Source organism: Kocuria sp. BT304 (genome assembly GCF_003290245.1).
GTDB classification, from domain to species: domain Bacteria; phylum Actinomycetota; class Actinomycetes; order Actinomycetales; family Micrococcaceae; genus Kocuria; species Kocuria rhizophila_A.
Genome location: NZ_CP030039.1, coordinates 823,582 through 842,091, shown reverse-complemented (window position 1 = coordinate 842,091; position 18,510 = coordinate 823,582). Strand labels below are relative to the sequence as shown.

The window sequence follows — 18,510 nt, the reverse complement described above, 5'->3', positions numbered from 1 at the left end:
CGGCGAACCCGGGCGCGAAACGAGGCAGGGCCCCGACCCCCGGCCGAAGCCGAGGAACGGGACCCTGCAAGGCGCAGTCCGGCCGGGGGGCCGGGTGGCGTCGTTTAGCGCTTGGAGTACTGCGGAGCCTTGCGCGCCTTCTTGAGGCCGGCCTTCTTGCGCTCGATGACGCGGGCGTCACGGGTGAGGAAGCCGGCCTTCTTCAGCGCCGGGCGGTTGTGCTCGGCGTCGATCTCGTTGAGGGCACGGGCCACGCCAAGGCGCAGCGCACCGGCCTGGCCGGAGGGGCCGCCGCCGCTGATGCGGGCGATGACGTCGTAGCCGCCCTGCAGCTCCAGCAGCGTGAAGGGGTCGTTGACCTCCTGCTGGTGCAGCTTGTTGGGGAAGTACTCCTCCAGGCTGCGGCCGTTGACGGTCCACTTGCCGGAACCGGGAACCAGGCGCACGCGGGCGATGGCCTGCTTGCGGCGGCCCACGGCCTGGCCGGGGACGGTCAGCGCGGGGCGCTCGGACATGGCGGCGGAGCCGGCCACGGACTCGGTGGACTCGGAGGTGTAGCTGGTCAGCTCCACGTCCTCGGTGATCTGCTCTTCAGTGTTCTGAGCCACGATTCTCCTTGTATGTTCTTCGTTGGCCCGAATTACTGGGCGACCTGCGTGAATTCGTAGGGCTTGGGCTGCTGGGCCTGGTGCGGGTGCTCGGCACCGGCGTAGACCTTGAGCTTGGACAGCTGCTGGGCGGCCAACTTGTTCTTGGGCAGCATGCCCTTGATGGCCTTCTCCACGGCGCGCGTGGGGTTCTTCTCGAGCAGCTCGGCGTAGCTGGTGGACTTGAGTCCGCCCGGGTAGCCGGAGTGCCGATAGGCGCGCTTCTTCTGGAGCTTGGAGCCGGTGAGGGCCACCTTCTCCGCGTTGATGATGATGACGAAGTCGCCGGTGTCCACGTGGGGAGCGAAGGTCGGCTTGTGCTTCCCGCGCAGCAGCGTTGCGGTCTGGCTGGCAAGACGACCCAGGACGACGTCGGTGGCGTCGATGACGTGCCACTGACGCTGGACGTCACCGGGCTTCGGAGTGTACGTACGCACGTTGATCTGCCTTCGTTTGTCTGGTGAAGACACGATTACTCGTGTCGATCGGTTCCGCTGTGCTTCGGGGCCCGGGTGAGATCCGGGCGGCATCCGTGCGTCCGCAACCCGGTGCACCGCACGGCCTTGCGCTCTGCAACATGAGCGACCGCTGCGGGTACACGTGAACCGGGGCAGAACACGCACAACAGCGTTCGATGATACCCGATCCCCGCGGACCCCGCCAGTGCCGGGCCGTGTGCCCGGGGTGGGCCCGCCGATGCCGCTCAGTCGCCGCCGCGCCGCGCGCGGGTGACGCGGGCACGCTCGGCGAGCAGGGCGTCGTCGGGATAGGCCACGGCGTCGAGCACCAGACCGTGCGCCGGGGCCATCACGATGGCCGCGTCCCGCGTGCGGGCCCGCAGCCGTTCCCCCGGCCAGGAGGGCCCGTGGCGGCCCTCCCCCACGCGCACCAGGGCCCCCACCACGGAACGGACCATGTGGTGGCAGAAGGCGTCCGCGGTGAGGGCCACGGTGATCATGCCGTGCTCGTCACGGTCCACGGTGGCGCGCTGCAGCTCGCGCACGGTGGTGGCTCCCGCCCGTGGCTTGCAGTAGCTCAGGAAGTCGTGCAGCCCCAGCAGCTCGCGGACCGCGCCGTCCATGGCCGCGACGTCCAGTTGCGGGTCGACCCACCACGAGAACGTGCGGGTCAGCGGGTCGTGGCCCGTCCGGGCGTCCGCCACGCGGTACCGGTACGCGCGGGAGAGCGCCGAGAACCGCGCGTCGAAGCCCGGCGGCGCCTGCGCCACGCTCTGCACGACCACCGCGCCCACCACGGGCTCCCAGCCCCGGTCGGCGCGGTCCTTGCCGAGCACGCGGTTCAGGGCGCCGTTGAGCCGCCGGGCCAGCACCGGGTCCACGGGCCCCCGTGCGTCGGACGCCGCAACCGGTCCTGTCGTGGCTGCCGTGGCTGCCGTGGCGGAAGCGTGCGCGGGGTCCGGGGACGCCGGCAGCGCTCCGGCGACGCGGCCCGTTCCCCTGCTCCGCGTCACCCGTTCCCATGCCTCGCGGGGCACGTCCACGTGCACGGTCTGGCTCCGGGCGTGGACGCCCGTGTCGGTCCGCCCGGCCACCACGGTGGGGCAGCGCACCCGGAAGACCAGGCAGAGCGCGTCCTCCACGGCCTCCTGGACGCTGGGCAGCCCGGGCTGGCGGGCCCAGCCGCGGAACGGCGCGCCGTCGTAGGCCAGGTCGATCCGCAGCCGCACGCACGGGTCCTGCTCGGGCATCCTCACTCCTCCTCGGATACGACGACGCCGCCGCAGGCAACCTGCGGCGGCGTCGTTCCGGCCGTCCCCTCGCGGGGAGATCCCTCGACTACTCGGAGATCTTCTGGGCGGCGGCTCCACCGGCCGGCTGGAAGCCGGCGGCCTCGGCGTTGGCCGGGGAGTCGAACCAGATCTCGGCGGTGGTACCGGAGTACCAGCGCGAACCGGGCACGTGGTACTTCATGGAGTTGCGGTTGCCCTTGACGGCGAAGCCCTCGGGGGCCTCACCGGACTCGAGCGGTGCGTGCGAACCCGGGAACTCGGCGTCCTGGTTCTCCGCGGCGACCTCGGCGGCCTCCTCGGAGCCCACGGCGGGAGCCTGCTCGTCGGCCGGGATCTCCTTCTCCTGCACGTCCGCGGTGGTGGAACCGGCGGGGGTGTCCACGGGAGCGACGGGAGCCGGGGCGGCCTTGGCGGTGGCGCGCTCGGCCTCGGACACGGTGGCCTTGGAGGCGACCGGCTCCATGACCAGCTCGATCACGGCCATGGGGGCGTTGTCGCCCTTGCGGTTGCCGATCTTGGTGATGCGGGTGTAGCCACCCTCGCGGCCGTCCATGGCCGGTGCGATGCTCGTGAAGAGCTCGTGCACCACGGACTTGTCGGTCAGCTGGCGCATCACGCGGCGACGGGAGGCCAGGTCACCGCGCTTGGCGAAGGTGATCAGGCGCTCGGCCACGGGACGCAGGCGCTTGGCCTTGGTCACGGTGGTGGTGATGCGCTTGTGCTCGAACAGCTGCTGGGACATGTTCGAGAGGATCATGCGCTCGTGGGTCGGCCCGGCGCCGAGACGGGGTCCCTTGGTAGGGGTAGGCATATCAGGTCTCCTGGTGATCGGGCCCGCGCGGTAGGCTCAGCCGCCGCGGGGCACGGAAAGTGGTGTGGGCGTCAGTCGAGGTCGACGTCGAACGGGTTGTTGTTGTCGTCCTCGTCCTCGAGGGACGCCGCGTGGGCGGCGAGGTCGTAGCCCGGAGGGGAATCCTTCAGGGCCAGACCGAGCTCGCCGAGCTTGTCCTTGACCTCGTCGATGGACTTCGCACCGAAGTTGCGGATGTCCATGAGGTCCGCCTCGGAACGGCCCACGAGCTCACCCACGCTGTGGATGCCCTCGCGCTTGAGGCAGTTGTAGGACCGCACCGACAGCTCGAGATCCTCGATGGGCAGCGCCATGTCCGCGGCGGCGGCCGCGTCCGTGGGCGACGGCCCGATCTCGATGCCCTCGGCGGAGGAGTTCAGCTCGCGGGCGAGCCCGAACAGCTCCACCAGGGTGGTGCCGGCAGAGGCCACCGCGTCACGCGGGGAGATGGCCTCCTTGGTCTCCACGTCCAGGATGAGCTTGTCGAAGTCGGTGCGCTGCTCGACACGGGTGGCCTCCACGCGGAAGGTCACCTTGAGCACCGGGGAGTAGATCGAGTCCACGGGGATCCGACCGACCTCCGCGTCACCGGACTTGTTCTGGGACGCCGAGACGTAGCCGCGGCCGCGCTCGATGGTCAGCTCGATCTCGAGCTGGCCCTTCGAGTTCAGCGTGGCGATGTGCAGCTCGGGGTTGTGGACCTCCACCCCGGCCGGGGCCGAGATGTCAGCCGCGGTGACCTCACCCGGGCCCTGCTTGCGCAGCCACGCCGTGACGGGCTCGTCCTCCTCGGAGGACAGGGAGAGCTTCTTGATGTTCAGGATGAGCTCGGTGACGTCCTCCTTGACGCCCTCCACGGTGGAGAACTCGTGCAGCACGCCGTCGATGCGGATGCTGGTCACGGAGGCCCCGGGGATGGAGGACAGGAGCGTGCGACGCAGGGAGTTACCGAGGGTGTACCCGAAACCCGGCTCGAGGGGTTCGATCACGAACCGGGAGCGGTTCTCGGCCACAGCCTCTTCCGTGAGGGTGGGGCGCTGTGCGATGAGCACTGATGTTTCCTTTCAGCGTGCCTCCGCCATATGACGCACGCAGGTGGTGGAAAACAAAATGGGTGGATGCCGCGGTGAGCAGGCGAGGTCACCGCGTCGATGCGTGGTCACCGGGCTCGTGAGAGCCCGGTGACCACGCGACACGAGTCAGACGCGGCGGCGCTTCGGGGGACGGCAGCCGTTGTGCGCGGACGGGGTCACGTCCTGGATGGAGCCGACCTCCAGCCCGGTGGCCTGCAGGGCGCGGATCGCGGTCTCGCGCCCCGAGCCCGGTCCCTTGACGAACACATCCACCTTGCGCATTCCGTGCTCCTGGGCGCCCTTGGCTGCGGCCTCTGCGGCCTGCTGCGCGGCGAACGGAGTGGACTTGCGCGAGCCCTTGAAGCCCATGCCGCCGGCCGAGGCCCACGACAGGACCGCACCCGAGGGGTCGGTGATGGACACGATGGTGTTGTTGAACGTGGACTTGATGTGAGCCTGTCCCTGGGTCACATTCTTGTTCACCTTGCGACGCGGCTTGCGAGCGGCCGTCGCGCGAGTTTTCTGGGCCATGGATTCTCCTACAAAGATCTTCGACGTCGGTCAGCCGCCCACCGGACGGCGGCCGCGATTACTTCTTCTTACCGGCGACCGTGCGCTTGGGACCCTTGCGGGTGCGGGCGTTGGTCTTGGTGCGCTGGCCGTGGACGGGCAGACCCCGACGGTGACGCAGGCCCTGGTAGCTGCCGATCTCGACCTTGCGGCGGATGTCGGCGGCCACCTCACGGCGAAGATCGCCTTCGACCTTGTAGTTGCCTTCGATGTAGTCGCGCAGCTCCACGAGCTGCGGATCGGTGAGATCCTTGACGCGCACGTCCCCGGAGATGCCCGTGGCTTCCAGGGTTTCGAGTGCGCGGGTACGGCCCACGCCGTAGATGTAGGTCAGCGCAACTTCCAGCCGCTTTTCACGGGGAAGGTCGACGCCTGCGAGACGAGCCATAGTGGCGGTTCTCCTTGATGTTCCGGAGGTCTTGAACACCGCGTCCCGATCGGTTCACGATCGGTCTCCGGCCTCCGTGCCGGGGGTTGCCGCGCCCTGGGGCGGCGGCTGCGGTGTCCGTTCTTGTCAATCCACTTGCGTGGGCGGGAGCGTTCCCGTCAGCCCTGGCGCTGCTTGTGCCGGGGGTTCTCGCAGATCACCATGACCCGGCCGTTGCGGCGGATCACCTTGCACTTGTCGCAGATCTGCTTGACGCTCGGTTGGACCTTCATCGCATTCCTTCGCGTACTAGTAATGGCGTATGCACTGTGGCCCCGGAGCGCGCAGGTGTCCCTGGCGCGGCGGTGGCCGCGGATGCTACTTGTAGCGGTAGACGATCCGGCCTCGGGAGAGGTCATAGGGGCTGAGCTCCACCACAACGCGGTCCTCGGGGAGGATCCGGATGTAGTGCTGGCGCATCTTGCCCGAGATGTGGGCGAGCACCTTGTGACCGTTGGTCAGCTCAACACGGAACGACGCATTGGGCAGTGCCTCGACCACAGTGCCTTCAATCTCGATGACTCCGTCTTTCTTGGCCATATCCTCCGCTAACTTCTCGAGGGGTCCGGGTGTCTATCCGGACGGCGGTGCTCCGATCCAGCCCACCAGATGAACAACCCCGCACTGCACGCGGCAGCGGGGGTCGGGGTTCTGGGCACGGCTCGACCTGCGAGCACAAACAACCAACGGACGACACTACGCCTTTCCGGTGGTTTCCGCAAGGCACGACGCCGCCGCGCCCGGCTCCAGGCGGCGCGCCGCTCCCGCGCGGTGGACCGCTCAGGCCTCCGTGGCCAGCTGGCCGCAGGCGCCGTCGATGTCCGAGCCCCGGGTGTCCCGCACCGTGGTGGGGATGCCGTGGGCGCGCAGCCGCTCCACGAAGTTCTGCTCCACCCCGGGCCGCGAGGCGGTCCACTTGGAGCCGGGCGTGGGGTTGAGCGGGATGGGGTTCACGTGCACCCATCCCCCACCCCGCTTGTTGAGCTTCTCCCCCAGCAGGTCCGCGCGCCAGCCCTGGTCGTTGATGTCGCGGATCAGCGCGTACTCGATGGACACGCGGCGGCCCGTGGCGTCGTAGTAGTCGCGGGCGGCGTCGAGCGCCTCGTCCACCTTCCACCGGGTGTTGATGGGGATCAGCTCGTCCCGCAGCTCGTCGTCGGGGGCGTGCAGGGACAGCGCGAGCGTGATGGGCAGCTTCTCGAGGGTGAACTTGCGGATGCCGGGCACCAGGCCCACCGTGGACATCGTGAGCCCGCGGGCGGAGATGCCCAGGCCCTCGGGCGACGGGTCGATGATCCGGTGCACCGCACCCATGGTGGCCTTGTAGTTCGCGAGCGCCTCGCCCATGCCCATGAACACGATGTTGGACACCCGCTGCGGCGCCTCCTCCGGGTCCCCCACCGCACCGTCACGCAGTGCGCGCACGCCCTGCACCACCTGGTCCACGATCTCCGCCGCGGACAGGTTGCGGGTGAGCCCCGACTGGCCGGTCGCGCAGAAGGGGCAGTTCATGCCGCAGCCGGCCTGCGAGGAGATGCACATGGTCACGCGCTTGTCGTAGCGCATCAGCACGGACTCCACCATGGCGTTGTCGAAGAGCCGGTGCACGGACTTGACGGTCATCCCCTCGTCCGCGCGCAGCTGCCGGACGGTCTTGAGCAGCGGCGGCATGGCCTTGGCCACGAGCTCCTCCCGCTGCCCCGCGGGAAGGTCCGTCATGGCGGCGGGATCGGCCTCGAAGCGCTCGAAGTAGTGCTTGGACAGCTGCGACGCCCGGAACGCCGGGTAGCCGGCCGCCCGCAGGAACTCCTTGCGCCCGGCCATGTCGAAGTCCGCCAGGTGCAGCGGCGGCTTGCCCCGGCGGGCGGGCTTGAACACCAGCTGGCCGGTCTCGGGCCTCGGTGTGATCTCCACGGGTGTCGTGGTCATGGCTGTCCTCTTCCGTGTCGGTGTCCGGGTGTCCGGGTGTCCGGGTGTCCGGGTGTCCGGGTGTCCGGGTGTCCGGGTGTCCGGGTGTCCGGGGTCAGGATCCCGGGATCGGGACCGGGTGGATCCCGAGCGGCTCGAGTCCGGAGGCTCCGCCGTCCTCGGCCGTGAGCACCCACACGCCCCGGCTGTGCAGGCACACGCTGTGCTCCCACTGGCTCGCCCGGGAGCCGTCCACGGTCACGACCGTCCAGTCGTCGGCGAGCACGCTGGTCTCGATGCCGCCGCGCACGAGCATGGGCTCGATGGCCAGTGCCGTGCCGGGAACCAGCTTGGGACCGCGGTGCTTGATCGCGAAGTTTGGCACGTCCGGGGCCATGTGCATCTCGGTGCCGATGCCGTGGCCCACGTAGTCCTCGAGGATCCCGAGGCGCCCACCCACGGTCCCGCGCACGTGGTTCTCCACCGCGAGACCGATGTCGCCCACGTGCGTGCCCGTGGCCATGGCGGCGATGCCGCGCCACATGGCGGCCCGTGTGACGTCCGAGAGCTCCTGGTCCGCGGGGTCCTGGGACTCGCCCACGAGCACCGTGCGGGCGGAGTCCCCGTGCCAGCCGGCCACCACGGCCCCGCCGTCGATCGAGACGATGTCCCCGTCGCGCAGCTCCCGCTCCCCCGGGATGCCGTGGACCACCTCCTCGTTGACGGAGGTGCACACCGTGGCCGGGTAGCCGTAGTAGCCCAGGAAGTTGGACTCCGCCCCGTACTCGTCCAGCACCGCGCGGAAGGCGCGGTCGAGGTCCGCGGTGGTGGCCCCGGGCACGGCCGCGGCCACCGCGGCGTCGAGCGCGCGGGACGTCACGACGCCCGCCCGGGCCATGGCGGCCAGCTCGGCGTCGGACTTGAGTTGGATCTTGCGGCGTCCCAGCACGGTGCTCGGGTCCTCCCTGGATGCGTCCCGCTCGCTGCGGGTGTCGATGGTGGAGCCCCCGGGCCCGTGCTGTGCACCGGCCCGGGGGCCCTCTCGTGGTCTCGTGCCGCCCTGACGGTCCCGTGCGGGAGCCGTCGCAGCGGCGGGCGGGCTCAGCGCTCGAGCGCCGCCATGATGCGTTCGGTGACGTGGTCGATGCTGCCCAGCCCGTCCACGCGCACCACGATGCCGCGGTCCTCGTAGACGCCCACCACCGGGGCGGTCTGCTCGTCGTAGACGTCCAGACGGTGGCGGATCACGTCCTCGGTGTCGTCCGTGCGGCCCTGCTCCTGGGCCCGGCCCAGCAGCCGGGACACGAGCTCGTCGTTGTCCGCGGTCAGCAGCAGCACCACGTCGAGGCCCACGCCGTTCGCCTCGAGGATCCGGTCGAGCTCCTCGACCTGCGCCACGGTGCGGGGGTAGCCGTCGAGCAGGAACCCTCCGGAGACGTCCTCGTGCGAGAGCCGGTCCCGCACCATCTCGTTGGTCACGGAGTCCGGCACGAGGTTGCCCGCGTCCGTGTAGCGCTGCGCCTCACGGCCCAGTTCGGTCTGGTCCTTGATGTTCGCTCGGAAGATGTCCCCGGTGGAGATGGCGGGCACGCCCAGTCGCTCGGAGATCCGGGCGGCTTGCGTGCCCTTGCCTGCACCTGGCGGTCCGATGATCAACATGCGGGTCATGATCTCTCCTTGCGTGAGCGGGTACGTGCTGCCACTCTACCGGGGCGCCCGGACGCGCTCGACGTGACCGGGCGGCGTCGTCACCCGCCAGAGGCACCCTGACGACGACGCCGCGGCGCGGCTCAGGCGCGCAGCAGGCCCTCGTAGTGGCGCTGCTGCAGCTGGGCGTCGATCTGCTTGACCGTGTCCAGGCCCACGCCCACCATGATCAGCAGGGACGGACCGCCGAACGGGAAGTTCTGGTTCGCGCCGAAGGCCACGAGCGCGATCAGCGGGATCATGGACAGGATGCCCAGGTACAGCGCGCCCGGCAGGGTGATGCGCGAGAGCACGTAGCGCAGGTAGTTCTCTGTGGGACGGCCCGCGCGGACCCCCGGGATGAAGCCGCCGTAGCGCTTCATGTTGTTGGAGACCTCCTCCGGGTTGAACGTGATGGACACGTAGAAGTACGTGAACGCCACGATCAGCAGGAAGTAGACCGTCATGTACACGGGGTGGTCGCCGCGGGCCAGGTACGTGTTGATCCAGTTGACCCACCCGGGCACGGGGCTGCCGTCGTCGGGCATGGCGAACTGGGCCAGCATGGTGGGCAGCATGAGCATGGAGGACGCGAAGATGATGGGGATCACGCCGGCCATGTTGACCTTCAGCGGGATGTAGGTGCTGGTGCCGCCGATCGTGCGGCGCCCCACCATGCGCTTGGCGTACTGCACCGGGATCCGGCGCTGGGACTGTTCCACGAACACCACGCACGTGATGACCACCAGCCCGATCGCGCACACGCCCAGGAAGATCCCCCAGCCGCGGGTGCGCAGGATCTCACCGAGCGCGGACGGGAAGGTCGCGGCGATCGAGGTGAAAATCAGCAGGGACATGCCGTTGCCCACGCCGCGGTCCGTGATGCGCTCACCGAGCCACATGATCACGGTGGTGCCGGCCGTCATGGTGATGATCATGACCACCAGCACGAACAGGGAGTCGTCCGGGATCACCGGTAGCGGGCAGTTGCCCAGCAGGTTCCCGGAGCGCGCCAGCGAGATCACCGTGGTGGCGTTGAGCGCGGCCAGGCCGATGGTGAGGTAGCGGGTGTACTGCGTGAGCTTGGTCTGCCCCTGGGCGCCCTCCTCGTGCAGCTCCTGGAAGCGCGGGATGACCACGCGCAGCAGTTGCACGATGATGCTCGCCGTGATGTAGGGCATCACACCGAGGGCGAAGACCGACAGCTGCAGCAGGGCGCCGCCGCTGAACAGGTTGACCAGGTCGTACGCGCCGCCCGTGGTGTTGCCCATCGCCAGGCACTGCTGGACGTTGCCGTAGTCCACCCCCGGCGCGGGGATGAAAGTCCCCAGCCGGTAGATCACGATGATCCCGAGCGTGAACAGCAGCTTGTTGCGCAGCTCCGGCGTGGTGAACGCCCGCGCGAAAGCACTGAGCACTGGTCCTCCTCCAAAAACGTGGTGGCCCGGGAGGTCCCGGCCCCGGGCAAGTCTAGCGAAGGATGCGCGGCAGCCCTGTGGCCCGCCGCAGAGGCATCCCGGGAAAGCAGTGGGCCCCGCGCCGTCGAGACGGCACGGGGCCCACTCCAGTTCAGGGACTCACCCTACAACCGGATGCTGGAAACGGGTCACGCGTTCTGCGTGGAACCGCCGGCCGCGGAGATCTTCTCGGCCGCGGAGGCCGAGAACTTGTCCGCGGTGATGTTCAGGGCCACGGAGATCTCCCCGCTGCCCAGCACCTTCACCGGCTGGTTCTTGCGCACTGCGCCCTTGGACACGAGGTCCGCGACGGTGACGGTGCCACCCTCGGGGAACAGCTCCGCGAGACGGTCCAGGTTGACGACCTGGTACTCCACGCGGAACGGGTTCTTGAACCCGCGCAGCTTCGGCAGACGCATGTGCAGCGGCAGCTGCCCGCCCGCGAAGCCGGCCTTGACCTGGTAGCGCGCCTTGGTGCCCTTGGTACCGCGACCCGCCGTCTTGCCCTTGGAGGCCTCACCGCGGCCAAGACGGGTCTTGGCCTGGTGCGATCCGGGGGCCGGACGCAGGTGGTGAACCTTCAGAGCGTGGCGCTTGTTCTGGGTGTTCTCAGCCATGCTCAAGCCTCCTCAACCTCAACGAGATGGGTCACCGTGTTGATCATGCCCACGGTGGCCGCATCGGCCTTGCGCTCCACGACCTGGCCGGGGCGCTTGAGACCCAGCGAACGCAGCGTGTCGCGCATGTTCTGCTTCTGACCGACCACGGAACGGACCTGCTTGACACGCAGGGTCGCGCCGGTGGCCTGGATGCGCTTTCCGTTCATCAGGCACCTGCCTTCTGGATGTCACGCAGCAACGGCGCCGGGACGACCTCGTCCATGGGCAGGCCACGGCGGGCCGCCACGGACGCGGGCTCCTCAAGCTCACGCAGCGCCTGGATGGTCGCGTGCACGATGTTGATCTGGTTGGACGAGCCGAGCGACTTGGACAGCACGTCGTGGATGCCGGCGCACTCGAGCACCGCACGCACCGGACCGCCGGCGATCACACCGGTACCCGGGGTGGCGGGACGGAGCATGACGACGCCGGCCGCGGCCTCACCCTGCACGCGGTGCGGGATGGTGCGGTCCTCCACACGCGGGACGCGGAAGAAGTTCTTCTTCGCCTCCTCGACGCCCTTGGAGATGGCCGCGGGAACTTCCTTGGCCTTGCCGTAGCCCACGCCCACCATGCCGTTGCCGTCGCCGACGACCACGAGAGCGGTGAAGCTGAAGCGACGACCGCCCTTCACGACCTTCGACACGCGGTTGATGGTGACGACGCGCTCGAGGAACTTGTCCTTCTCCTCGTCACGCCCGCCACGACCACCACGGCCGCCGCGGTCGTTGCGCGAACCGCGCTCGTTCCGGCCACCGCGCTCATTGCGACCGCCGCGGGCACCGCGGTTGTCGTCGGAACCACGCTGCGAGGCGTTCGCCCCGGCAGTCTCGTTGGAACCGTTGGTGGCTTCGCTCACCTGAGTTTCCTTCTCGTTCTTCTGCTCGCTCACAGCGCCAGACCTCCTTCACGGGCACCCTCGGCCACCGCGGCCACACGGCCGTGGTACTTGTTGCCGCCGCGGTCGAACACGACGGTCTCGATCCCCGCGGCCTTGGCGCGCTCGGCGATCAGCTCACCGATGCGCTTGGCCTTGGCGGTCTTGTCGTCGGACGACGCACGCAGGTCGTTCTCCATGGTGGACGCGGAGACCAGGGTGGAGCCCTTGTCGTCGTCGATCACCTGGGCGACCATGTGGCGGGTGGAACGCGTGACCACCAGACGGGGGCGCAGCGCGGTTCCGGCGATGTGCTTGCGGACGCGACGGTGACGCCGCGCGCGCTGGGCAGCCTTCGACTTTCCCTTGATTACGAGAGCCATGATTACTTACCAGCCTTTCCGGCCTTGCGGCGGATCTGCTCGCCCGCGTAGCGGACACCCTTGCCCTTGTAGGGATCGGGCAGACGCAGGGAGCGGATCTTCGCGGCGACCTGGCCAACCTGCTGCTTGTCGATACCGGAAACGGTGACCTTGTTGTTCCCCTCGACGGACAGCGTGATGCCGTCCGGCGCGGAGAAGGGAACCGGGTGGCTGTAGCCCAGAGCGAACTCCAGGTCGGCCCCCTTGGCCTGCACGCGGTAACCCGTGCCCACGATCTCCAGCTGCTTGGTGTATCCCTCGGACACACCCTGGATCATGTTGGCGATCAGGGAACGCGTGAGACCGTGCAAGGAGCGGGACTCGCGCTCGTCGTTGGGGCGGGACACCTGAACGGTGCCGTCCTCCACGACCACCGTGATGGGTGCCGAAACAGTGTGGGTCAGCGTGCCCTTGGGGCCCTTGACCGACACCGCGGAACCGTCCACGGAAACCTCCACACCGGCGGGCACAGAGATCGGGAGACGTCCAATACGTGACATGTCTTCTTCCTTTCTTCTTCTGTGCTACCGGTTACCAGACGTACGCGAGGACTTCCCCGCCCACGCCCTTCTTGCCGGCCTGCTTGTCAGTGAGCAGTCCAGAGGACGTGGAGAGGATCGCGATGCCGAGGCCGCCGAACACCCGGGGGAGGTTCGTGGACTTCGCGTACACGCGCAGGCCCGGCTTGGAGATGCGGCGCACACCAGCAATCGAGCGCTCACGGTTGGACCCGAACTTCAGCGACAGGGTCAGCGTCTTGCCGACCCGCGCGGGCTCCTCGGACCAGTCCGCGATGTAGCCCTCGGCCTTGAGGATCTCCGCGATCCGAGCCTTCAGCTTGGAGTACGGCATGCTCACGGTGTCGTGGTAGGCGGAGTTCGCGTTGCGCAGACGCGTCAGCATGTCTGCGACGGGATCTGTCATTGTCATGTGGGCTTCAGCCCTTCCTCGCCACGGTTTCCCTGCCGGTTGCAGCCCGCAGGGACCTTCTGGCGTCGATGGAATTAGTTGGTCTTGAACGGGAAGCCGAGCGCCTTGAGCAGCGCACGACCCTCGTCGTCGGTCTTGGCGGACGTGACCACGGTGATGTCCATGCCACGCACGCGGTCGATCTTGTCCTGATCGATCTCGTGGAACATGGACTGCTCCGTCAGACCGAAGGTGTAGTTGCCGTTGCCGTCGAAGTGACGGTCGGACAGCCCACGGAAGTCACGGATGCGCGGCAGCGCGAGCGTGACCAGGCGGTCCAGGAACTCCCACATGCGGTCGCCGCGCATGGTGACGTGCGCGCCGATCGGCATGCCCTCACGCAGCTTGAACTGCGCGATGGACTTCTTGGCACGGTTGATCACGGGCTTCTGGCCGGTGATGGCGGTGAGGTCCTTGATGGCGTTGTCCACCAGCTTGGAGTCCTTGGCCGCCTCGCCCAGACCCATGTTGACCACGACCTTGACCACGCGCGGCATCTCCATGACGTTCGCGTAGCCGAACTGCTCCTGAAGCGCCGGAGCAACGGTCTCCTGGTACTTGGTCTTGAACCGGGGGGTGAACTTGGTTTCGGTCGTTTCGCTCATCACAGATCCTTGCCGGTGCTCTTGGACACGCGAACGCGGACGGTCTTCTGCTTGCCGTCGCGCTCCACGGTCTCGGTGCGGTAGCCCACACGGGTCGGCTTGCCGGTCTCCGGGTCCACGAGCATCACGTTGGAGATGTGGATGGGAGCCTCGGACTTGACGAGGCCGCCGGCTTCGCCCTGGGCGTTGGCGCGCTTGTGCTTGGTCACGACGTTCACACCCTCGACCACCACGCGGGAGGTCTCGGTGATCACGCGCAGTACCTTGCCCTGCTCGCCCTTGTTCTTGCCGGTGATGACCTGCACGAGGTCGCCGGTCTTGATCTTGAATTTAGCCATGTCAGAGCACCTCCGGAGCCAGCGAGACGATCTTCATGAACTTCTTGTCGCGCAGCTCGCGGCCCACGGGGCCGAAGATGCGCGTGCCGCGGGGGTCCCCGTCGTTCTTCAAGATCACTGCGGCGTTCTCGTCGAAACGGATGTAGGAACCGTCGGGACGGCGCCTCTGCTTCTTGGTACGGACCACAACCGCCTTGACCACGTCGCCCTTCTTGACGTTGCCGCCGGGGATGGCGTCCTTGACGGTGGCGACGATGACGTCACCAATGCCTGCGTAACGGCGTCCGGATCCACCGAGCACACGGATGGTGAGAATTTCCTTCGCACCCGTGTTGTCGGCAACCCGCAGCCGCGATTCCTGCTGAATCACTGAATACTCCTGTCGTCGCGCCGGTTCTCATCCAAACCTGCTGAATGTCGAGCCTTGCGGAACGGTGGTCGTGTGAACGCTCCCCGCCACGGTGTCCCCCGAGGCCGTAGGAGGGGCCCGGGGCGCTGCGCGGAGTTTGCACGCGGTGATCGCACATGTGGGCGAGGGATCTCGCCGAGCTGCCCTGCCCGGATCCGGTGCTGAGCGCAGAATCAACGGGCAAGTTCTCGCAGCGTTCGCACCGAGCGGGTGCGGCGCCTTCCGCGGCGGACCGCGGGACTTGCCGCCAACGGGCACGCACCTCGAGGGCGCGGCGTTGGTCGTGGATTCTGACTCAGCAGGGTCGAAGCCAGAAGGGCACACGTGTGACGACACGCGTACCGGCCTAATCTACCGCATGCAGGGGGCGAACTCCAATCAGCCGGGGCCCTCCCCCGGAACGGGCTCAGCCCCCACCCGGCAGTGCCGGACGGGGGCTGAGAAACGATCTCGCGGAAAGGACCTACTTGGCCTTCTCGACGATCTCCACGACCCGCCAGTTCTTGTTGGCGGACAGCGGACGGGTCTCGACGATGCGTACGAGGTCCCCCACGCCGCAGGAGTTCTCCTCGTCGTGGGCCTTCACGCGCTTGGACTTGCGCAGGACCTTGCCGTAGAGCGCGTGCTTGACGCGGTCCTCGACCTGGACCACCACGGTCTTGTCCATCTTGTCGGAGACCACGTAGCCCTGGCGGGACTTGCGGTCACCGCGCTCGGCCGCGGCCGTTTCGTTGTTGACCTGCTCGCTCACTTGGCATCATCCTCAGACTTGGCAGCCTTCTTCGAGGCCTTCTTCTCGGTCTTCGCGGCAGCCGGCGCCACGTCCTCGCGGATGCCGAGCTCGCGCTCGCGCAGGACGGTGTAGATCCGGGCGATGTCGCGCTTGACGGACTTCAGCCGGGTGTTGCTCTCGAGCTGACCGGTCGCAGCCTGGAAGCGCAGGTTGAACAGCTCTTCCTTGGACTTGCGCAGCTGGTCGGTGAGGGCACCGGTGTCAAGAGCCGCAAGGTTGTCCATGTTCAGATCCTTGGATCCAATAGCCATTGATCATTCACCGCCTTCGCGACGCACGATGCGTGCCTTCATCGGGAGCTTGTGGATTGCCAGGCGCAGGGCCTCACGGGCCACGTCCTCGCTCACGCCCGAGATCTCGAACATGACGCGTCCGGGCTTGACGTTGGCGATCCACCACTCGGGGGAACCCTTACCGGAACCCATGCGGGTCTCGGCGGGCTTCTTGGTCAGGGGACGGTCCGGGTAGATGTTGATCCAGACCTTGCCGCCACGCTTGATGTGGCGGGTCATGGCGATACGCGCGGCCTCGATCTGACGGTTCGTGACGTACGCCGGGCTCATCGCCTGGATGCCCCACTCGCCGAACGTGACCTGGGTTCCGCCCTTGGCCTGACCGCGACGACGCGGGTGGTGCTGCTTGCGGAACTTCACACGACGTGGGATAAGCATTACTTACCACCCTCTGCGTTGTTGGCCTCCGCAGCGCTGTTCTGCTGGGGGGCGGCGGCGGAGTCGCGCTCACGGCGCCCGCCACGGTCGTTACGGTCATTCGGGCGACGACGACGCTCGCCACCGCCACCGCCGCGACGGTCGTTGCGACCCCGCGAGGAGGGAGCAGCGGCCTGCTGGGCAGCGAGTTCCTTGTCGGTCAGGTCGCCCTTGTAGATCCAGACCTTCACGCCGATGCGGCCGAAGGTGGTCTTCGCCTCGAAGAAGCCGTAGTCGATGTTCGCGCGCAGGGTGTGCAGGGGCACACGGCCTTCGCGGTAGAACTCCGAGCGGGACATCTCGGCGCCGCCCAGACGGCCGGCGCACTGGATGCGGATGCCCTTGGCGCCCGCGCGCTGCGCGGACTGGATGGCCTTCTTCATGGCGCGGCGGAACGCGACACGGGAGGCCAGCTGCTCGGCCACGCCCTGCGCGACGAGCTGGGCGTCGATCTCCGGGTTCTTGACCTCGAGGATGTTGAGCTGGATCTGCTTGCCGGTGAGCTTCTCGAGCTCGCCGCGGATGCGGTCCGCCTCGGCACCGCGGCGGCCGATCACGATGCCCGGACGTGCCGTGTGGATGTCCACGCGGACGCGGTCACGGGTGCGCTCGATCTCGACCTTGGAGATCCCGGCGCGGTCCATGCCCTTGGACATGAGCTCGCGGATCTTGACGTCCTCGCGGATGTAGTCCTTGTAGCGCTGACCCGGCTGGTTGGAGTCGGCGTACCAGTGCGAGACGTGGTCGGTGGTGATGCCCAGACGGAATCCGTTGGGGTTGATTTTCTGTCCCACTTAGCGGACCTCCTCCTTCTCCGGGGTCGCCACGACCACGGTCACGTGGCTCGTGCGCTTGTTGATGCGGAACGCACGGCCCTGGGCACGCGGCTGGAACCGCTTCATGGTGGGTCCCTCGTCCACGAAGGCCGCGGAGACCACGAGGTCTTCCGGCTTGAACGCGAGTCCCTCGCGGTCGGCCTTCTGCCGGGCGTTGGCCACGGCGGATTCGAGAACCTTGAACACCGGCTCGGAAGCTGCCTGGGGGGCAAACTTCAGAATCGCCAATGCCTCATTCGCCTGCTGGCCACGAATCAGGTTGACGACGCGCCGGGCCTTCATAGGCGTCACGCGGATGTAGCGCGCAGATGCCTTGGCTTCCATTGCTTTCCTTCTCTCGTCTTGTCGAAGAAGTGCAGCGTTGCGACCGCGAGGGTCAGCGACGCTTGCCCTTCTTGTCGTCCTTCACATGGCCGCGGAACGTGCGGGTGGGCGCGAACTCGCCGAGCTTGTGCCCGACCATCGACTCCGTGATGAAGACCGGAACGTGCTTGCGTCCGTCGTGCACGGCGATCGTGTGGCCGAGCATGTCGGGGATGATCATCGAGCGGCGGGACCACGTCTTGATGACGTTCTTGGTGCCCTTCTCGTTCTCCTTGGCGACCTTCACGAAGAGGTGCTGATCAACGAAAGGGCCCTTTTTGAGACTGCGTGGCATGGTTCAGGCTCCTTAGCGCTTGTTCTTGCCGGTACGACGGCGACGCACGATGAGCTTGTCGCTTTCCTTGTTGGGGCGACGGGTGCGTCCCTCGGGCTTGCCGTTGGGGTTGACCGGGTGGCGACCACCGGAGGTCTTGCCCTCGCCACCGCCGTGGGGGTGGTCCACGGGGTTCATGACGACGCCGCGCACGGTCGGGCGGACGCCCTTCCAGCGGTTGCGGCCGGCCTTGCCCCAGTTGATGTTCGACTGCTCGGCGTTGCCGACCTCGCCGATGGTCGCGCGGCAGCGCACGTCCACGTTGCGGATCTCACCGGAGGGCAGGCGCAGCTGGCCGTACTTGCCCTCACGGGCGACGAGCTGCACGGAGGCACCTGCGGAGCGGGCGAGCTTGGCTCCCCCACCCGGACGCAGCTCCACCGCGTGCAGGACGGTGCCCACCGGGATGTTGCGCAGCGGCAGGTTGTTGCCGGGCTTGATGTCCGCGTTGGGGCCGGACTCCACCACGTCACCCTGCTGGAGACGGTTCGGCGCGATGATGTAGCGCTTGGTGCCGTCCACGTAGTGCAGCAGGGCGATGCGGGCGGTGCGGTTGGGGTCGTACTCGATGTGAGCGACCTTCGCGTCCACGCCGTCCTTGTCGTGACGACGGAAGTCGATCACGCGGTACTGGCGCTTGTGCCCACCGCCCTTGTGGCGGGTGGTGATGCGGCCGGTGTTGTTGCGGCCGCCCTTCTTGGGCAGGGGACGCACCAGCGACTTCTCGGGCGTGGTGCGCGTGATTTCTACGAAGTCCGCAACCGACGAGCCACGACGGCCCGGGGTTGTCGGCTTGTGCTTACGGATAGCCATGATTTGAGTTCCTC

At 67.9% G+C, this 18,510-nt stretch carries 29 protein-coding genes; all 29 read right to left on the bottom strand.

From position 1 onward, the window contains the following. Positions 1-104: 104 nt before the first annotated feature. The 29 genes from rpsI to rplB all read right to left on the bottom strand — a co-directional run bounded on the left by rpsI (position 105) and on the right by rplB (position 18,496). Positions 105-608 (bottom strand): 30S ribosomal protein S9, encoded by a 504-nt coding sequence (rpsI, locus tag DNL27_RS03885; RefSeq protein ID WP_012397719.1) that lies wholly within the window; start codon positions 606-608, stop codon positions 105-107. Between the two features lie 32 nt (positions 609-640). Next, positions 641-1,084: a 50S ribosomal protein L13 gene (gene rplM, locus DNL27_RS03880; RefSeq protein WP_012397718.1), complete on the bottom strand. Its 444-nt coding sequence runs from the start codon at positions 1,082-1,084 to the stop codon at positions 641-643. Between the two features lie 266 nt (positions 1,085-1,350). Further along, positions 1,351-2,355, bottom strand: coding sequence for a tRNA pseudouridine(38-40) synthase TruA (locus DNL27_RS03875; RefSeq protein ID WP_112234740.1), 1,005 nt, complete (start codon positions 2,353-2,355; stop codon positions 1,351-1,353). Positions 2,356-2,443: 88 nt separating this feature from the next. After that, positions 2,444-3,208 carry a 50S ribosomal protein L17 gene (gene rplQ, locus DNL27_RS03870; protein WP_012397716.1) on the bottom strand — a complete coding sequence of 255 codons (765 nt, stop codon included), beginning with the start codon at positions 3,206-3,208 and terminating at the stop codon, positions 2,444-2,446. Positions 3,209-3,279: 71 nt separating this feature from the next. Beyond that, complete coding sequence (locus tag DNL27_RS03865) at positions 3,280-4,299, bottom strand: DNA-directed RNA polymerase subunit alpha (protein WP_012397715.1); 1,020 nt, start codon at positions 4,297-4,299, stop codon at positions 3,280-3,282. Positions 4,300-4,446: 147 nt separating this feature from the next. After that, a complete protein-coding gene (gene rpsK, locus DNL27_RS03860) occupies positions 4,447-4,851 on the bottom strand; it encodes a 30S ribosomal protein S11 (protein WP_012397714.1) in 405 nt (134 codons plus the stop codon). Between the two features lie 58 nt (positions 4,852-4,909). Next, positions 4,910-5,278, bottom strand: coding sequence for a 30S ribosomal protein S13 (rpsM, locus tag DNL27_RS03855; protein ID WP_012397713.1), 369 nt, complete (start codon positions 5,276-5,278; stop codon positions 4,910-4,912). A 158-nt stretch (positions 5,279-5,436) separates the two neighbouring features. Continuing rightward, on the bottom strand, positions 5,437-5,550 hold the full coding sequence (rpmJ, locus tag DNL27_RS03850; RefSeq protein ID WP_012397712.1) for a 50S ribosomal protein L36: 114 nt from the start codon (positions 5,548-5,550) through the stop codon (positions 5,437-5,439). Between the two features lie 85 nt (positions 5,551-5,635). After that, positions 5,636-5,857, bottom strand: a complete 222-nt coding sequence (gene infA, locus DNL27_RS03845; RefSeq protein ID WP_012397711.1) for a translation initiation factor IF-1 — start codon at positions 5,855-5,857, stop codon at positions 5,636-5,638. A 240-nt stretch (positions 5,858-6,097) separates the two neighbouring features. Then, complete coding sequence (rlmN, locus tag DNL27_RS03840) at positions 6,098-7,246, bottom strand: 23S rRNA (adenine(2503)-C(2))-methyltransferase RlmN (RefSeq protein WP_012397710.1); 1,149 nt, start codon at positions 7,244-7,246, stop codon at positions 6,098-6,100. Positions 7,247-7,340: 94 nt separating this feature from the next. After that, positions 7,341-8,123, bottom strand: coding sequence for a type I methionyl aminopeptidase (gene map, locus DNL27_RS03835; protein WP_370447111.1), 783 nt, complete (start codon positions 8,121-8,123; stop codon positions 7,341-7,343). A 203-nt stretch (positions 8,124-8,326) separates the two neighbouring features. Continuing rightward, positions 8,327-8,893 carry an adenylate kinase gene (locus DNL27_RS03830; protein ID WP_012397708.1) on the bottom strand — a complete coding sequence of 189 codons (567 nt, stop codon included), beginning with the start codon at positions 8,891-8,893 and terminating at the stop codon, positions 8,327-8,329. Positions 8,894-9,015: 122 nt separating this feature from the next. Further along, positions 9,016-10,329 carry a preprotein translocase subunit SecY gene (secY, locus tag DNL27_RS03825; protein ID WP_012397707.1) on the bottom strand — a complete coding sequence of 438 codons (1,314 nt, stop codon included), beginning with the start codon at positions 10,327-10,329 and terminating at the stop codon, positions 9,016-9,018. 188 nt (positions 10,330-10,517) lie between these two features. Next, positions 10,518-10,985, bottom strand: a complete 468-nt coding sequence (gene rplO, locus DNL27_RS03820) for a 50S ribosomal protein L15 (RefSeq protein WP_012397706.1) — start codon at positions 10,983-10,985, stop codon at positions 10,518-10,520. 2 nt (positions 10,986-10,987) lie between these two features. Beyond that, complete coding sequence (gene rpmD, locus DNL27_RS03815; protein ID WP_012397705.1) at positions 10,988-11,194, bottom strand: 50S ribosomal protein L30; 207 nt, start codon at positions 11,192-11,194, stop codon at positions 10,988-10,990. Beyond that, a complete protein-coding gene (rpsE, locus tag DNL27_RS03810) occupies positions 11,194-11,919 on the bottom strand; it encodes a 30S ribosomal protein S5 (protein ID WP_041297299.1) in 726 nt (241 codons plus the stop codon). The genes rpmD and rpsE overlap by 1 nt, the downstream gene beginning before the upstream one ends. Further along, positions 11,916-12,287, bottom strand: a complete 372-nt coding sequence (gene rplR, locus DNL27_RS03805; protein WP_112234738.1) for a 50S ribosomal protein L18 — start codon at positions 12,285-12,287, stop codon at positions 11,916-11,918. The genes rpsE and rplR overlap by 4 nt, the downstream gene beginning before the upstream one ends. Before the next feature lie 2 nt (positions 12,288-12,289). Then, complete coding sequence (gene rplF, locus DNL27_RS03800; RefSeq protein ID WP_012397702.1) at positions 12,290-12,826, bottom strand: 50S ribosomal protein L6; 537 nt, start codon at positions 12,824-12,826, stop codon at positions 12,290-12,292. Between the two features lie 31 nt (positions 12,827-12,857). Further along, positions 12,858-13,256, bottom strand: a complete 399-nt coding sequence (gene rpsH / locus DNL27_RS03795) for a 30S ribosomal protein S8 (protein ID WP_012397701.1) — start codon at positions 13,254-13,256, stop codon at positions 12,858-12,860. 74 nt (positions 13,257-13,330) lie between these two features. Then, positions 13,331-13,900, bottom strand: a complete 570-nt coding sequence (gene rplE, locus DNL27_RS03790) for a 50S ribosomal protein L5 (RefSeq protein WP_012397700.1) — start codon at positions 13,898-13,900, stop codon at positions 13,331-13,333. Then, entirely contained in the window at positions 13,900-14,238 is a 339-nt protein-coding gene (rplX, locus tag DNL27_RS03785; RefSeq protein WP_019309641.1) for a 50S ribosomal protein L24, read from the bottom strand. Before rplX ends, rplE begins: the two co-directional genes overlap by 1 nt. 1 nt (position 14,239) lies before the next feature. Then, positions 14,240-14,608 (bottom strand): 50S ribosomal protein L14, encoded by a 369-nt coding sequence (rplN, locus tag DNL27_RS03780; RefSeq protein ID WP_012397698.1) that lies wholly within the window; start codon positions 14,606-14,608, stop codon positions 14,240-14,242. A 502-nt stretch (positions 14,609-15,110) separates the two neighbouring features. Then, complete coding sequence (gene rpsQ, locus DNL27_RS03775) at positions 15,111-15,398, bottom strand: 30S ribosomal protein S17 (protein ID WP_012397697.1); 288 nt, start codon at positions 15,396-15,398, stop codon at positions 15,111-15,113. Then, positions 15,395-15,691, bottom strand: coding sequence for a 50S ribosomal protein L29 (gene rpmC, locus DNL27_RS03770; protein WP_012397696.1), 297 nt, complete (start codon positions 15,689-15,691; stop codon positions 15,395-15,397). The genes rpsQ and rpmC overlap by 4 nt, the downstream gene beginning before the upstream one ends. Positions 15,692-15,694: 3 nt before the next feature. Further along, the gene (rplP, locus tag DNL27_RS03765; protein WP_012397695.1) at positions 15,695-16,111 is read right to left on the bottom strand and encodes a 50S ribosomal protein L16; all 417 of its coding nucleotides are present in this window, start codon (positions 16,109-16,111) and stop codon (positions 15,695-15,697) included. Beyond that, positions 16,111-16,944 (bottom strand): 30S ribosomal protein S3, encoded by an 834-nt coding sequence (gene rpsC, locus DNL27_RS03760; protein ID WP_012397694.1) that lies wholly within the window; start codon positions 16,942-16,944, stop codon positions 16,111-16,113. The genes rplP and rpsC overlap by 1 nt, the downstream gene beginning before the upstream one ends. After that, positions 16,945-17,310 (bottom strand): 50S ribosomal protein L22, encoded by a 366-nt coding sequence (gene rplV, locus DNL27_RS03755; RefSeq protein WP_012397693.1) that lies wholly within the window; start codon positions 17,308-17,310, stop codon positions 16,945-16,947. It lies immediately after the preceding gene. Between the two features lie 52 nt (positions 17,311-17,362). After that, complete coding sequence (gene rpsS, locus DNL27_RS03750; RefSeq protein WP_012397692.1) at positions 17,363-17,644, bottom strand: 30S ribosomal protein S19; 282 nt, start codon at positions 17,642-17,644, stop codon at positions 17,363-17,365. Positions 17,645-17,656: 12 nt separating this feature from the next. Next, a complete protein-coding gene (rplB, locus tag DNL27_RS03745) occupies positions 17,657-18,496 on the bottom strand; it encodes a 50S ribosomal protein L2 (RefSeq protein WP_012397691.1) in 840 nt (279 codons plus the stop codon). Between the last annotated feature and the right edge of the window lie 14 nt (positions 18,497-18,510).